Source organism: Claveliimonas bilis (genome assembly GCF_030296775.1).
Taxonomy (GTDB): domain Bacteria; phylum Bacillota; class Clostridia; order Lachnospirales; family Lachnospiraceae; genus Claveliimonas; species Claveliimonas bilis.
Window position 1 is genome coordinate 2,990,128 of record NZ_AP027742.1, and the last position, 14,241, is coordinate 3,004,368.

Annotated in this window: 12 protein-coding genes; 2 read left to right on the plus strand and 10 right to left on the minus strand. The window is 45.9% G+C overall.

The window, feature by feature from the left end; genetic code table 11:
• Positions 1–11 precede the first annotated feature (11 nt).
• The 4 genes from rplI to R2J37_RS14475 all read right to left on the minus strand — a co-directional run bounded on the left by rplI (position 12) and on the right by R2J37_RS14475 (position 4,769).
• Positions 12–461, minus strand: coding sequence for a 50S ribosomal protein L9 (gene rplI / locus R2J37_RS14460; RefSeq protein ID WP_230105046.1), 450 nt, complete (start codon positions 459–461; stop codon positions 12–14).
• Entirely contained in the window at positions 462–2,522 is a 2,061-nt protein-coding gene (locus tag R2J37_RS14465) for a DHH family phosphoesterase (RefSeq protein ID WP_230105045.1), read from the minus strand.
• Between the two features lie 185 nt (positions 2,523–2,707).
• Positions 2,708–3,724 (minus strand): UDP-glucose 4-epimerase GalE, encoded by a 1,017-nt coding sequence (galE, locus tag R2J37_RS14470; RefSeq protein WP_316265745.1) that lies wholly within the window; start codon positions 3,722–3,724, stop codon positions 2,708–2,710.
• A gap of 118 nt (positions 3,725–3,842) precedes the next feature.
• Positions 3,843–4,769, minus strand: a complete 927-nt coding sequence (locus R2J37_RS14475) for a sugar phosphate nucleotidyltransferase (protein WP_230105043.1) — start codon at positions 4,767–4,769, stop codon at positions 3,843–3,845.
• 390 nt (positions 4,770–5,159) lie between these two features.
• On the opposite strand from R2J37_RS14475, the gene R2J37_RS14480 reads away from it, so the two are divergent.
• Positions 5,160–6,074, plus strand: a complete 915-nt coding sequence (locus R2J37_RS14480; RefSeq protein WP_256195268.1) for an AraC family transcriptional regulator — start codon at positions 5,160–5,162, stop codon at positions 6,072–6,074.
• Here R2J37_RS14480 and murD read toward each other — a convergent pair.
• Together murD and R2J37_RS14490 are read right to left on the minus strand one after the other, a co-directional pair.
• Entirely contained in the window at positions 6,071–7,468 is a 1,398-nt protein-coding gene (gene murD / locus R2J37_RS14485) for a UDP-N-acetylmuramoyl-L-alanine--D-glutamate ligase (protein WP_316265748.1), read from the minus strand. The genes R2J37_RS14480 and murD overlap by 4 nt on opposite strands.
• A gap of 1 nt (position 7,469) precedes the next feature.
• Positions 7,470–8,858, minus strand: coding sequence for a MurL-like N-terminal domain-containing (locus R2J37_RS14490; protein ID WP_316265750.1), 1,389 nt, complete (start codon positions 8,856–8,858; stop codon positions 7,470–7,472).
• Between the two features lie 502 nt (positions 8,859–9,360).
• Here R2J37_RS14490 and R2J37_RS14495 point away from each other — a divergent pair.
• A complete protein-coding gene (locus tag R2J37_RS14495; RefSeq protein WP_230105038.1) occupies positions 9,361–10,746 on the plus strand; it encodes a TrpB-like pyridoxal phosphate-dependent enzyme in 1,386 nt (461 codons plus the stop codon).
• A gap of 58 nt (positions 10,747–10,804) precedes the next feature.
• Here the strand turns inward: R2J37_RS14495 and R2J37_RS14500 are convergent, their stop codons facing one another.
• Genes R2J37_RS14500 through R2J37_RS14515 form a run of 4 tightly spaced genes read right to left on the minus strand, consistent with a single transcriptional unit; the run spans position 10,805 to position 14,241 of the window.
• A complete protein-coding gene (locus tag R2J37_RS14500; RefSeq protein ID WP_230105037.1) occupies positions 10,805–11,656 on the minus strand; it encodes a DUF4392 domain-containing protein in 852 nt (283 codons plus the stop codon).
• Positions 11,657–11,706: 50 nt separating this feature from the next.
• Positions 11,707–12,498, minus strand: coding sequence for a LamB/YcsF family protein (locus R2J37_RS14505; RefSeq protein WP_230105036.1), 792 nt, complete (start codon positions 12,496–12,498; stop codon positions 11,707–11,709).
• 25 nt (positions 12,499–12,523) lie between these two features.
• Positions 12,524–13,309: a putative hydro-lyase gene (locus R2J37_RS14510; RefSeq protein ID WP_230105035.1), complete on the minus strand. Its 786-nt coding sequence runs from the start codon at positions 13,307–13,309 to the stop codon at positions 12,524–12,526.
• Positions 13,310–13,311: 2 nt separating this feature from the next.
• Positions 13,312–14,241 (minus strand): 5-oxoprolinase subunit C family protein, encoded by a 930-nt coding sequence (locus tag R2J37_RS14515; RefSeq protein ID WP_316265753.1) that lies wholly within the window; start codon positions 14,239–14,241, stop codon positions 13,312–13,314.

Here is a 14,241-nt window from a genome sequence, read left to right on the forward strand (position 1 = left end):
CCGGCATCGTTCTATGCCTCCTCTGTTACATTTACTTTCAGCTCTACAGTCACTTTCGCGTGAAGTTTTACAGGAACCATGTGAGTTCCCAGGGTTTTCAGCTGTTCCTTAAGCTGGATCTTTTTCTTATCCACTTTCAGTCCCATCTGCTCTTCCACAGCCGACGCAATTTCCTTGGAAGATACAGATCCGAAAGCCTTGCCGCCGTCTCCGGTTTTAATGGAAATGGTCACCTTGCCTTCCTCCAGCTTCTTTCCAAGTTCTTTTGCCGCATCCAGCTGTTCCTGTGCAATCTTCTCCTGATTTGCTTTCTGCAGTTTCAGGTCATTCATATTACTTTTGTTTGCCTCTGCTCCCTTTTTTGTCTTCAGCAGAAAGTTTCTTGCATATCCGTCATTTACCTCCACAATCTCCCCTTTTTTCCCGAGAGACTTTACATCCTCCAATAAAATTACTTTCATCTATATATCTCCTTTTTCTTTCATTTCAGTAAGCACTTTCTTCAGATCCGCCACGGCTTCATCCAGATCCGTATGATCAAACTGGGCTCCTGACGCGTTCATATGACCTCCGCCGCCAAGCCGCTCCATGATCACCTGCACGTTTATCTCATCAATCGAGCGGGCGCTGACATAGATCCTGCCGTTATACACTGTGAGCACAAACGTCGCCTTAATTCCGTCAATGTCAAGCAGTTCGTTGGCTGCCTGAGCCCCAATAATTGTCGGACTTTCGATCTTAAGATTTTCTCCTGTTGCAATTGCAAAATCATCCATATATACTTCCGCTCCGCTGATGATCCGCGCTTTCGCCTGATAGGATTTCAGATCATCCCGAAGAATTTTCCGGATAAACGGGATATCAGCGCCGCACCTTCTTAAGAAGGCCGCCGCCTCAAAAGTACGGACTCCTGTCTTATTCAGGAAATTATTCGTATCGATCATAATTCCTGCATAGAGACTGTTGGCTTCCATGGCCGGTATTTTGACATCATCTACAATATACTGCAGAACTTCTGATACCATCTCACACGCCGACGATGCGTACGGCTCAATGTAGGACAACAATGCACTTTCAATATTATCACTGCTCTGCCTGTGATGATCAAAAACAACCACAGTCTTTGTCATAGTCAGAAGTTCCGGACATTCTGTCATCTTAGGACGGTTCGTATCCACTACGATCACCATGGAACTGTCATCGATCATCTCCTTGGCCTCACCGGAAGTCACAAACATATCATCAGGATAATTGGGATGATTGACAAACTCCTCATACATGACGCGGACAGAGGCGGAAATATTATCCACTACAATATGCGCTTTCTTTTCAAGAGCTGCCGCAGCGCGGTAGATGCCAATTGCCGCTCCCAGGCAGTCCATATCCATCATCTTATGCCCCATAACAAGGATCGTGTCATTGACAGTAATAAATTCGCGGAGTGCTTCTGCTTTTACTCTGGCCTTTACCCTCGTATTTTTGGAGGTCTGCTCCCGTTTGCCTCCGTAGTAAGTAATGCCGCTGCTGTCCTTAATAACCGCCTGATCTCCTCCTCTTGCCAGAGCCAGATCAATGGCTGCCCGGGCATAGGTATAGCTCTGCACGTAAGCAGTCTGGCTAAGTCCGAGACCGATACTTAATGTGGCCGGAATATTATTCCCGATATTTACGGATTTTACATCCTCAAGAAGAGAAAAACGATCCGCTTCCAGTTCCTTGAAGCACTGTTTTTTCATAACGATAAAATATTTATCTGTCTCCATCTTCTTTACGATTCCGTCAAGACGGGCAATATACTGGTTGATCTTCCTGTCGATCAGCGCTACCAGAAGACTCTGGCGCACTTCCTCTACACTGTCGATCACCTCGTCATAATTGTCGATGTAGATCAAACCTGCTACCAGCCGCTGTTCTTCATTTTGACGAAGAGCAGTATTCAGTTCTGTCACATCGGAGAGATAGACCGCAATAAAATATTCCTTCTCTTCCGGCATTTCCAGAAGCTGTTCTGAATTACTGAAGCCTTCCACAGGCACCTTCCTAAGTTCTGCCCGGTACTCTTTATCTTTATAATAGACTTCCATCTCTACCGTCTGATTTTCTTCTTTCGGGAAAATGCTGCGGTTCAGCTCCGGAATGTAACGACTGAGGACATTTTCTCCCTTCAGCTTGCCCCCCAGTATCTCACGGAACTGATCATTCATCCACATCAGCTTCCCATCTTCCAGAAGAAGAGCATATGGTACTGCCAGTTTCTTCAAAAGAGTATTCTGTACGATTCCATACTGGGCTGCAAATTCCACCAGGTCTTTCATAACAAGGGACTTATTATAAAAATACATTACGCCCACGATGACAATATAGATCACAACAAAAAGGCACATCAGCATCCCTGCCTTGCGATCAAGACGATAGATCCATATATTCATTGCGATCAGCAAAATGGACATAACAGCCGGCCATTGCATGTATACTCTTAGTTGTCCTTTTAATCGTACACTTTGTTTTTCTTTCTTCTTCATATTTATATCCCTCAAAAACAATACAACTGCACACTGTATTATACCACTTTTGCCAGTAAAAGGGAAGAATTTTAAATGCCGGCAGTTTTTTTTGCACGAAAGAAGGGGACAAAGATTTTCCGAAAATCTTCGTCCCCCTTTTCAGCCCGGTCTGCTTTTCTTGAAACAGCAGTCCTTCCTTGCTTTTATGATTCGTATCCGTTAGGATTCTGTGACTGCCATCTCCATGTGTCTTCGCACATTTCATCCAGTCCTCTTTCCGCTTTCCAGCCAAGCACCTTCGCCGCCTTTGCAGGATCTGCATAGCACATTGCAATATCCCCTGCACGGCGCGGTTTGATCTCATAGGGAATCCCTTTCCCGCATGCTTTGGAAAATGCTTTTACCATGTCAAGAACCGAATATCCCTGCCCTGTTCCAAGGTTGATCACATCAAGTCCCGGATTAGTGAAAATATAATTGATGGCTTTCACATGACCGATTGCCAGGTCAACTACATGAATATAATCACGCACTCCTGTTCCGTCCGGCGTGTCATAGTCATCTCCAAATACACCCAGTTTTTCCAGTTTTCCTACTGCCACCTGTGAAATATACGGCATAAGGTTGTTGGGGATTCCTTTCGGATCCTCTCCGATACGGCCGCTCTTGTGCGCTCCCACCGGATTGAAATAACGAAGAAGGATCACATTCCATTCCGGATCCGCTTTCTGCAAATCTGTCATGATCTGTTCCATCATGGATTTTGTCCATCCGTACGGATTCGTGCACTGTCCCTTCGGGCATGCCTCCGTGATCGGCATTTCTTCCGGGCTTCCGTATACAGTTGCAGAAGAACTGAATACGATATTCTTTACGCCGACTTCTCTCATTACGTTCATCAGTGTTAAAGTTCCGGTAATATTATTCTGATAATACTCCAGAGGCTTGCGCACAGATTCTCCTACTGCCTTAAGGGCCGCACAGTGGATCACTGCATCGATCTTCTCTGCCTCAAACATAGCTTTTAACGCTTCTGCGTCCAGAACATCTCCTTCATAAAACTGAACGCTTTTTCCTGTAAGCTCTTCCACACGCTTCAGGGATTCTTTAGAGGAATTACAGAGATTATCATACACAACAACCTCATAACCTTCATTCAGAAGTTCCAGGGCTGTGTGGCTTCCGATGTATCCTGCACCGCCTGTGATCAATATTTTCATTTTAATTACCTCCTCATATACGGACTATGTTTTGATGGATCAACTATACTTTGATTATAATCATCACATCTTATAAATACTATAAACATCATGGTGAAAACTATAAAAATATTGCGTTTTATGCTTCCTCCCAGAGATGCTGCGGATAAACTCCCTCATCCTTCATTCTCTGGATCGCTTCCATAACAACCGGCTTGTCCTCTTTATAAGTCACTCCATACCACTTGTCCCTGGATTTCAGGACTGCTGCCGTCGCTTTTCCCTCTCCGATCAGATCGCTGACAACAGTAGGAAGGAAATATTCGCACTTCATCGGATTGCTCTTCAGGCCTTCCTCTAAGAATGCCGGGAATCTTTCCTTGATCTCTTTCAAAATGCTGGCTGTAAATCCCCACATATTCATGGAAACTGTTGTGTCCGCCGGAACGAATGTCCAGGTTGCTCCTTCATCCTCGGAATAGGCAATTCCGCCTTCTCTCTTCTCGATCCTGGTTCTTTCATGAATACCTGTCAGCTCGCCCTTTTCATTCATGTCGCACAGACCTCTGGCCACATGTCCGTTATCTGTAACCGTATTTCCCAGTTCATACCCTACCATAGTATAACGATATTTCTCATCATCCTCATGAGATGCAAGATAATCATAGATCAGTTCAAATGCTTCCCGTCCGTAATAGTCGTCAGCATTGATCACCGCAAACGGTCCGTCGATCTCATCGATCGCACTTAATACCGCATGGGCAGTTCCCCATGGTTTCACTCTTCCTTCCGGCACTTCAAAGCCTTCCGGAATATTCTGAATATCCTGATATGCATAGGCAACATCCATATATTTACTGATGCGTTCTCCTACATTCTCCTTGAAATCCTTTTCTATCTCATGCTTAATAATAAAGACAACCTTTTCAAATCCGGCTCTTTTCGCATCATACATGGAAAAATCCATAATAATATGCCCTTCTTTGTCTACTGGATCGATCTGCTTTAAGCCGCCGTATCTGCTTCCCATTCCTGCTGCCATAATTACTAAAACTGGTTTTTTCATCACTTTCATTTCCTTTCCAAAATTACACAGCCTGTCCGCTGCTGTCCTTTGTACATTTACGCTTATTGTAGTATAAAGAGCCAAAAAAATCTTTATCCTATTTTTTAATTGATTTGTACAATCTGCACTTTCTTTTTGCTTTTTTTACAAAATCAGGGTATAATGTTCACGTAAGCAAAGAGCCATGCAGAAATACAAGAGATCAGCAGAGGCTGCTTGCAGACACTGCTGGTATCTTGTATTTCTATAGGTTCTATAGGGCGAATGCCCGTGAGCGAGAGGCTCTGCCTCGAGCTTGCATGGCTCTTTGAGAGAGCTCGTTTTTCGTATAGTGAATGCGCTATACGCCGCTGCACGGAAGCAAACAAAAAATCAGGAGAACAATATTCTATGGCATATGACGGTATCAGACTAAAAAATTCCATATCGATCGAAAAGCTCTACAGTATTCACTATTTTGAATATATGAGCGATTTTAAATTTCCGGGGGAAACCCATGATTTCTGGGAGTTTGTGTGTGTAGATAAAGGGGAGGTATCCGTCACGGGCGGAGATCGGCAGTTTGTCCTGAAACGGGGCGAAATCGCCTTCCATCAGCCCAATGAATTCCACAGCGTAGAGGCAACGCGGGGAATCGCACCCAATCTGGTCGTTATTTCTTTTGGATGCACGGATCCCGCCATGGATTTTTTCAGAAACCGTATCCTTCAGATCGATGAGAAAGAACGGATGATCCTGGCCGATATCGTCATTGAAGCAAGACGCTGCTTTGACTGCCGCCTGGATGATCCCTATCTGCAAAATATGCCTACAAAAGAGCCTGACGCTTTTGGCGCTCAGCAGATGATCCGCCTCTACCTGGAGCATTTTCTCATCCACATGCTCCGCCGGTACTCCAACCCTATGATACTGCCCAAAAGCTCCCTTCGTCCTCTTCCTCTCAAAGCGACCAAAAAGAGGAGTGATATCGAACTTTTCAATCGCGTGGTGGACTATCTGGAGGCTCATCTGGACAGTCATGTTACCATTGAGCAGATCTGCCGCGAAAACCTGATCGGCCGTTCACAGCTGCAGAAAATTTTCCGGGAACAGAGCAGCCTTGGTATCATTGAATATTTTTCCCTTATGAAAATCAATGCAGCCAAGCAGCTCATCCGCACAAATAAAATGAATTTCACGCAGATTTCCGAGCAGCTTGGCTACACGTCCATTCACTATTTTTCCAGACAGTTTAAAAAAGTAACCGGAATGACACCTTCCGAATATGCCTCTTCCATTAAGGCAATGGCAGACAGAAAGTTTTAACCGAAAACATATTTCTTAAAAACTTCTCCCCGCTCTTCAAAATTTTTGAAGATTCCATAACTTGCCGCCGCTGGTGAGAGTATGCAGGCGCTGCCCTCCTCTCCCAGCTTTCCCGCAAGTTCCACAGCATCTTTCAGGTGATCTACAAGACAAAGTTTTCCACTTCCGAAAAGCGTCGGATATCGCTCTTCTATTTCACTGTAGATCCGTTTCCCTGTTGCTTCCATCAGAATAATGTGTTTTACACTGCTGCCGGCAAGATATTCTTCCAGCTGATCATAATCCACACCTCTGTCCATACCGCCAATCAGTATGCTTCCTGCGTTTTTAATACTCTCAAGCGCCTGGATCGTCGTTTCCCCGATTGTGGAAATGGAATCGTCATAAAAGCGGATTCCGTCTTTTATCCCCAGATATTGAAGCCTGTGGGGAAGGGTTTGATAACTGCGAAGCCCTTTCAGGAACTGTTCATCCGTAAGAGAAAATTCCTTACATATTCCATAAACCATGGCAATATCAAAATAATTATGCTGACCGATGAGGGAAATCCCCTGTTCCGGAATGCGAAGACCGCTGCCTCTGTAGCGCACTGCATTTCCAGCCACTTCAATATCTCCTCTGCCGGAAGGATTTTCTCCCTCGGGGATCAAAACCGCCGAGATCACTTCGCCTTTACATGGCACGCCGGCGCTTTCCGGGCCTGCCCCCTCCACTTCATGTCCGGGAAGAAATTCCATATTGCAGAAAAGGAGATCCTCCTTTTCCTGCCATGCATAGATATTCTGTTTTGCCCGGACATACGCCGCCATCGTTCCATAATGATCGAGATGCTCCTCATAAAGATTCAGAAGCACCGCTATATGAGGAGAAACAGTGATATATTCCAGCTGATGGCAGGATAATTCCAGTACAATGACCTCTCCCACTGTAATGTCTTCCGCAATATCAAACACCGGGATACCGATATTTCCTGCAAGCACGACGTCCTCTCCGTTCTCTTTCAAAACATGATACAAAAGAGTGGATGTGGTGCTCTTTCCCTTTGTCCCGGTAATTCCCACGATCTGACTGCGGAATTTACTGATAAAAAGTCCGGTCTGAGACACAAACTGGCACTTATAGTTTTCTATTTTTTCCGGCAGAACAATACCCGGAGTCTTAAAGACAATATCATAGGAATCAAGGAGCTCCTTGTCCATATAATGCGTTCCCGATATGACCGGAATCTTCTCTTCTCCGGATTCCTTTACCTCCACCGGGTTCTGATCCGCCACTGCCAGCTCCTTATATCCTCCTGCCTTCCGGATCATACGCAGACTGGATCTTCCCTCTCTTCCAAGTCCAAGAACCAGAACTTTTTTATTTTCTACGGTCTGGCGTATTTTTTCCAGCATGTTACCTTTCCCCTTTCGTGCATTCTCTCCTTACCAGTTCAAGATACCTCTCCGGAAGGAGATTTTCTTCATCGAAATACCGGAAAAATCTTCCGGACGCGGGGTCGTTTTCTCTGTACAGTCCATTCAGCACGTAATAACGGAAAAGTCCGGGCAGTTTTTTCAGATCTTTCTCTTGCCCCATCATCCGGTCAATAGTCAGGGAAATTGCCGCATTCACCTCGTCTCTGCTTCCCACACACTCAAAAGGTTTCTCCTTTTCCATGCCTGTAAGCTTGCGGAAATCTTCTGTCATATCCGGATCATTCAGCATATCTCTTCCGAAAATGCGGATGATTTCTTCTCCGGAAAGGAAAGGTGATAAAATCAGACACACAAAGAGACATTTCGGACAGTGCCCGCACCATTTATCCTCTTTGCTCCCCGCATTGCAGCTTCGGAAAATATCGTGAAACTCCCGGCATTTTGCAAAATACCCGGCAATCTGAAACTCACTTAACGGGCGCAGCATACTGAAGTAATATGTTCCGCTTCCGATATATTCTGCCTCATAGTCATGAAATGCCTTCTCAAAACGAAAACTCTTGGAATACTGGTGATTTACCGTGCTTCCCTCCACCGTGCTTTCATTAGCGCTGGATTCATTGGAAAGGACAATATATTTTTTCCCTTCCATATATGCTGCGATCGTTGCAGAAAATGCTACAATTGCCGAAAAAGGCGTATGGCCGTTCAGATACCCCTGCTTATTCAGCTCCAGCATGTTTTTATCCAGCGTCCGCTTTACGCAGCACATCTGCGCTTCTCCATAGCCGGCTCTTTCTACCGTTTTCAGTGTCGCTCCCCTGGGATTGATAATATAACAGCAGTTTGTCTCCTTTTCTCCTTTCAGAAGCGAAAGAGTTACGGCAGAATCCTTTCCTCCTCCGACAGGCACAAGGCATCCTTCCAGCCGGCGGTCAGATAAAGCGTCGGCGCTGATTTCCTGCCCTGCAGAAACAATTTCCATAAAATCTTCCTGATTCTCACTGATTCCATTTGTATAGTAAAATTCTCCCAGTCCGTTAAAATACAGATCCTTCCACCACAGGATCTGCTCCGCCGTCAAAGCCCCGGCTTCCACGATCACTTTCGGCGGGCAGGCGATCTTCCAGTAGCTGATCAGCTCTACCATACCCAGGGAAAATGCCAGATTACGAAATGTACTGTCATCAGCATACTTTCTATTCTCCTCATCTTTTTTGGGAAATTCCCAGGTGGGATGAAAAGAGGACAGGCCCGGGATTTCGAAATCATATTCCAGGCATATCCTCTCTTTTTCTTCTTTTATCTGATACCCGTGATAAATAAATTCCGGGTAATCTTTACGCAGTTGTGTATATGAAAACATTATGATACCTTCCTTGTATATGTTCTTCTGTATATATTATCTCATTTTCAGCGTTTTCTCAAGTCATTCCAGGTCTTTGGGGAAAATGTCACTTTTCCCGGAAAGAAAATAATTGACAATTTCACCTTTCCATGATAAAGTTTCTATAAACCAGTGAAGAAGAGTAAGTACTTTTTGACATTTGTCTCACAGAGAGCTGCAGGCGGTGGGATTGCGGCAGATCAAACCAAAAAGGAATGGGCTTCTGAGGGCGAGCGGAATACAGTAGTATGCAAGCCGGAGAGAGAACTCCGTTATCAAAGACAGCATATGTCAGTATGCATGAGAGGATGTTTTACATCAAGCCGGGTGGCACCGCAGGAGTTTTATCATTGATTTTTCAGTATAACAAGCTCTTGTCCCTGCATTTTATCTGCAGGGGCAGGAGCTTTTTTTCTTCTCTCCCTGCAGAAAAGCATCATCACATTTCAAGTTTATTTTATTCAGAAAGGAGAACAGACACATGGAAAAGAAAATCCCTTACAAAATTTATCTGGAAGAAAGCGAAATGCCAAAAGAATGGTACAACGTCAGAGCTGATATGACAAACAAACCGGCTCCCCTTTTAAATCCCGGGACTTTAAAACCAATGACTGCCGAAGAACTGGGCACTGTATTTTGTGAGGAACTGGTAAAACAGGAACTGGACAATGACAACCGCTATATTCCTATTCCGCAGAAAATTCAGGATTTTTATAAAATGTACCGTCCCGCTCCCCTGGTAAGAGCTTATTGCCTGGAAGAAAAACTCCAGACTCCCGCAAAAATCTACTACAAATTTGAGGGCAATAATACAAGCGGAAGCCACAAGTTAAATTCTGCCATCGCCCAGGCATTTTATGCCAAAGACCAGGGACTGAAAGGCGTGACAACAGAAACCGGCGCCGGGCAGTGGGGAACCGCTCTTTCCATGGCATGTTCCTACCTGGATCTGGACTGCAAGGTATTTATGGTTAAATGTTCCTATGAGCAGAAACCGTTCCGCCGGGAAGTCATGCGGACCTACGGCGCGTCCGTCACTCCCTCCCCTTCGGAAACAACAGAAATCGGACGCAAAATCCTCTCTGAACATCCAGGCACATCCGGAAGCCTTGGCTGTGCCATTTCTGAGGCAGTAGAGGTTGCTACACATACAGACGGATACCGCTATGTCCTGGGAAGCGTGCTGAATCAGGTACTGCTCCACCAGTCCATCATTGGAATGGAGACCAAGATCGCCATGGATAAATACGGCATTAAACCAGACATCATTATCGGGTGCGCCGGCGGCGGTTCCAACTTGGGCGGATTGATTTCACCATTTATGGGAGAAAAGCTGCGGGGCGAAGCGGATTACCAGTTTATCGCAGTAGAACCGGCCTCTTGCCCCAGCCTCACAAGAGGCGTATACGCATACGATTTCTGCGATACCGGAATGGTTTGTCCTCTTGCAAAAATGTACACTCTCGGAAGCGGATTCATTCCTTCTCCCAATCACGCCGGCGGCCTTCGCTATCACGGCATGAGCTCTATTTTGTCACAGCTTTACCATGACGGCTACATGGAAGCCCGCTCTGTAGAGCAGACCTCTATCTTCGCCGCTGCCGAACAGTTCGCACGGGTAGAAGGAATCCTTCCTGCACCTGAAAGCAGTCACGCTATCCGCGTTGCCATTGATGAGGCAATGAAATGTAAAGAAACCGGAGAAGAAAAAACCATTCTCTTCGGGCTTACAGGTACCGGATATTTTGATATGGTTGCATATGAAAAATACCACAACGGGCAGATGAGCGACTACATTCCGACCGACGCTGACCTTCAAATCGGATTCGACGGGATTCCGAAATTCCCGGGAAATGAGATCAAATAGACAAAAAACGTCCCCAACTATGGATTTTCTCTTCATAGTTGGGGACATCTTCTTTCTTCTACACTGCAGCCAGCGTTTTCAATCCATCCAGGATTTCTTTTTCCACATCGAGTGAAAAACCATCCACACTCAGCGTCTGTTCCTTTGTCACGCCGTCCACGCTTCCCATATTTACGATCAGGGAGAGATACTCTTTGATTTCGGAAAACCCGGGTAAAACTTTTGTTCCGGTCATTTTCTGAATATAGGCTGCGATTGCATATGCACCCCAGTTGGAAACCGTCGCAATGACCAGAGTGTCTACCTTCACTTTACAGGGAACAAGTTCCAGTTTACCGGAAATAACCTCTTTTAAATTGCCCATGCCAATCTCATTTCCGCCGTCGCCCACTCCAAATGTCGGGATTCCCTGCTTTCTTGCCTGAATAAACAGCCAGTCTGTCCGGGCTGTATATTCTTTAATGCTGACTCCGCGCATGTTGGCATAATCATTCTTTACATTTCGGCCGCAGCGCTCAATGGAAATCAGTGCTGTCGGTGCAAATTTCTCCAACAACGCCTCATACTTTTCTGCTCCATCCTCTACATCGACATAACATACTTCCAGATCTGCCGCTTCAAAAAATCCCCGGCAAAATTCATCTGTGATAATAACCGGATAAAAACCCTGTTTTTCCAATGCTTTTGCCAATACAACCGTCCCAAGAGGTCCATCTGTTTCCGCATGTCCCGCTACATAAAATCCGGTCGTTAAAAGGATCGTCCCTTTTTCCAACTCCAGAATCCTTCTTGCAGCCTGTCTGCAGTAATCCCTGGACATGTAGCTGCGTAGCACCGTCATTCCCCGTTTCGAATGGCGAAGTACTACATCTTCGATTGTTTCACTTTTTACCTGCGCTGCCGCTCCCAATTGCATCTCTTCCTTTCTGTTATCATTTCTTCTGTCATTCAGGCGCCGGCTTAAAATGAATGCGCCTGTCTCTGGCCTACGATTTTTTCAAGAGGAACGATCTCTATTCCCTCCTGCACCAGGGTTTTCCTGATCTTTTCCACAAAAGCCAATGCCTTTTCCCCATCGCCGTGGACACAGATGGAATCCGCCTGCACTTCGATGTCTTTTCCTGTAATGGCCGTTACTTTTCCTTCTTTTATCATACGGACAACTCTTTCAATTGCTTCTTCCTCATTTGTGATCATTGCGCCCGGCCTGCTTCTTGCCACCAGTGAACCGTCTTCTTCGTAAGCCCGGTCTGCAAAAACCTCTTTCGCTGACCGAAGCCCGGTCTTTTCAGCCGCCTTCAACATTTCACTGCCGGACAGTCCCAGAAGGATAAGCCCGGGATCTACTTCATAAATCCCCTCGCAAATAGCTTCTGCCAGTTTTGCATCCTTCCCTGCCATGTTGTACATAGCCCCATGAGGCTTTACATGCCGCACCGACATTCCCTGTGCCTTTGCAATAGCCTGAAGCGCTCCTACCTGATACTGCACCATCGCTTTTACTTCTGCAGGAGAAGCTGAAAGATTTCTTCTTCCAAACCCAACCAGATCAGGATAACCTGGATGCGCTCCCACAGATACCTGATTTTCCTTTGCCAGCGCTACTGTCTTCATCATAACAAGCGGATCTGATGCATGAAAACCGCAGGCTATATTCGCAGATGAAATAAAGGGGATCACTTCCTCATCCATCCCGCACTTATAATTTCCGAAACTTTCTCCAAGGTCACAGTTTAAATCTACAAAATACATCGTTTCTTCCTCGTTTCACTCTGATTTAATACTTAAGCTCTACATTCTTTATGTCTGTGATCAGCATATGCCCTGGTGAATGTGTGATAACAATCTCCGGTTTTACATTCATAACAACATTCTGGGGCGTAACGCCGCAAGGCCAGAATACCGGAACCTCTCCTTCTTTGATGGTAACATCATCTCCAAAATCCGGTTTATGGATATCTGAAATGCCGATCACTGACGGATCCCCGATATGGATAGGGGCGCCATGCACCCTCGGCATCTCTCCGGTTACCAGCACCGCTTTCACTACCTGATCGTAAGGCATGGGCCGCATGCTCACCACCATGTTGCCTTTAAAAATTCCCGCCGGAGTACAGGGAATATTTGTCTTAAACATAGGGACATTGCAGTGTTCTTCAATCTGCCGCACCGGAACGCCCACATCCAGAAGCCCTGATTCAAAAGAAAAGCTGCATCCTATCAGAAAACTGACAAAGTCATCCTGCCAAAACTCCTCCACATTTGTATATTCTCCTGCCAGCTCTCCTTTTCTGTAAATTCTGTATTTCGGAATATCTCTGGCAATGTCCACATCTTTTGCAATATAATGAAGCTGCCTGCTTCCCACATCACTGACTTCCAGAACCGGGCAGGATTTTGGGTTCCTCTGTGTAAATAAAAGGAAATCATAAGCCAGATCCTTCGGAAGGATCACAAGATTTGCCTGTGCGTATCCGGCACACATCCCGGAAGTCTGTCCGGTTATCTTCTCTTCTCTTATCAGTGCCCGCGCCTGTGCGGGCGTCATTGTACTGTAATCCATAACTATTTCCCCCTCTTCATGCAGTCTGTCTGCTGCGATTCATTGATTCTTTGCGCCTCTTCCACGCTGATCTTTACAAAACGAACCTGATCTCCCGGCTTGCCCTGTACAAGTTTGGGAATATCAAAGGAACACACTACGGCGATTTTGGCATATCCGCCTGTTGTCTGCCGGTCAGCAAGCAAAATAATAGGCTTCCCGCTTGCAGGCACCTGTATCGCTCCAAAAGCAATGCCGTCAGAAATGATATCCGTCCCGTTTACGCTCTCGATCGGTTCTCCCTCCATACGGTAACCCATACGGTCGCTCTGATCAGAAATTGTATAAATTCCGCCGTAAAAGGTTTCTTTGCCTTTGTCGCTGAAATATTCTGCCTGGGGACCTTCAATCACTCTCACCTCAATGGGAGAACCATAAAATTCCGCTTTCGCCCGCCGCTCTTTTACTTCTTCAAAAGAGGCATGCGGCGTTCCCGTCTTCAGCACATCTCCCGCTTTTAGCGCCCGTCCTTCATAGCCTCCCATGGCACATTTCAGATTCGTGGACCTGCTTCCCATTACGATCGGGACGTCAATACCTCCGCCAAAGGCAATATAAGTTCTGCATCCGCTTTTCACCATACCAAGAGAAACCGTATCTCCCGCCTGCAAGAGATACGGGCGGTTCATTTCAGCCGCTTCCCCGTTAATCTGCGGTTCCATGTCCGCCCCTGTAAAGGCGATCAGTGTATCTTCATCCACTTCCATCATTCCGCCAAACAAAGTGGCCTCCAGCACTGCTTCTCCTGCAGGATTTCCCACCAGTTCGTTGGCCTGTTTATAGGCTTTCTGATCCATTACTCCGGAAGTCTGGATACCGGAATTTTGATATCCATAACGCCCGGCGTCCTGCACTGTCGTGAGTGCACCCGGTATAATAACTTTTACAGACAT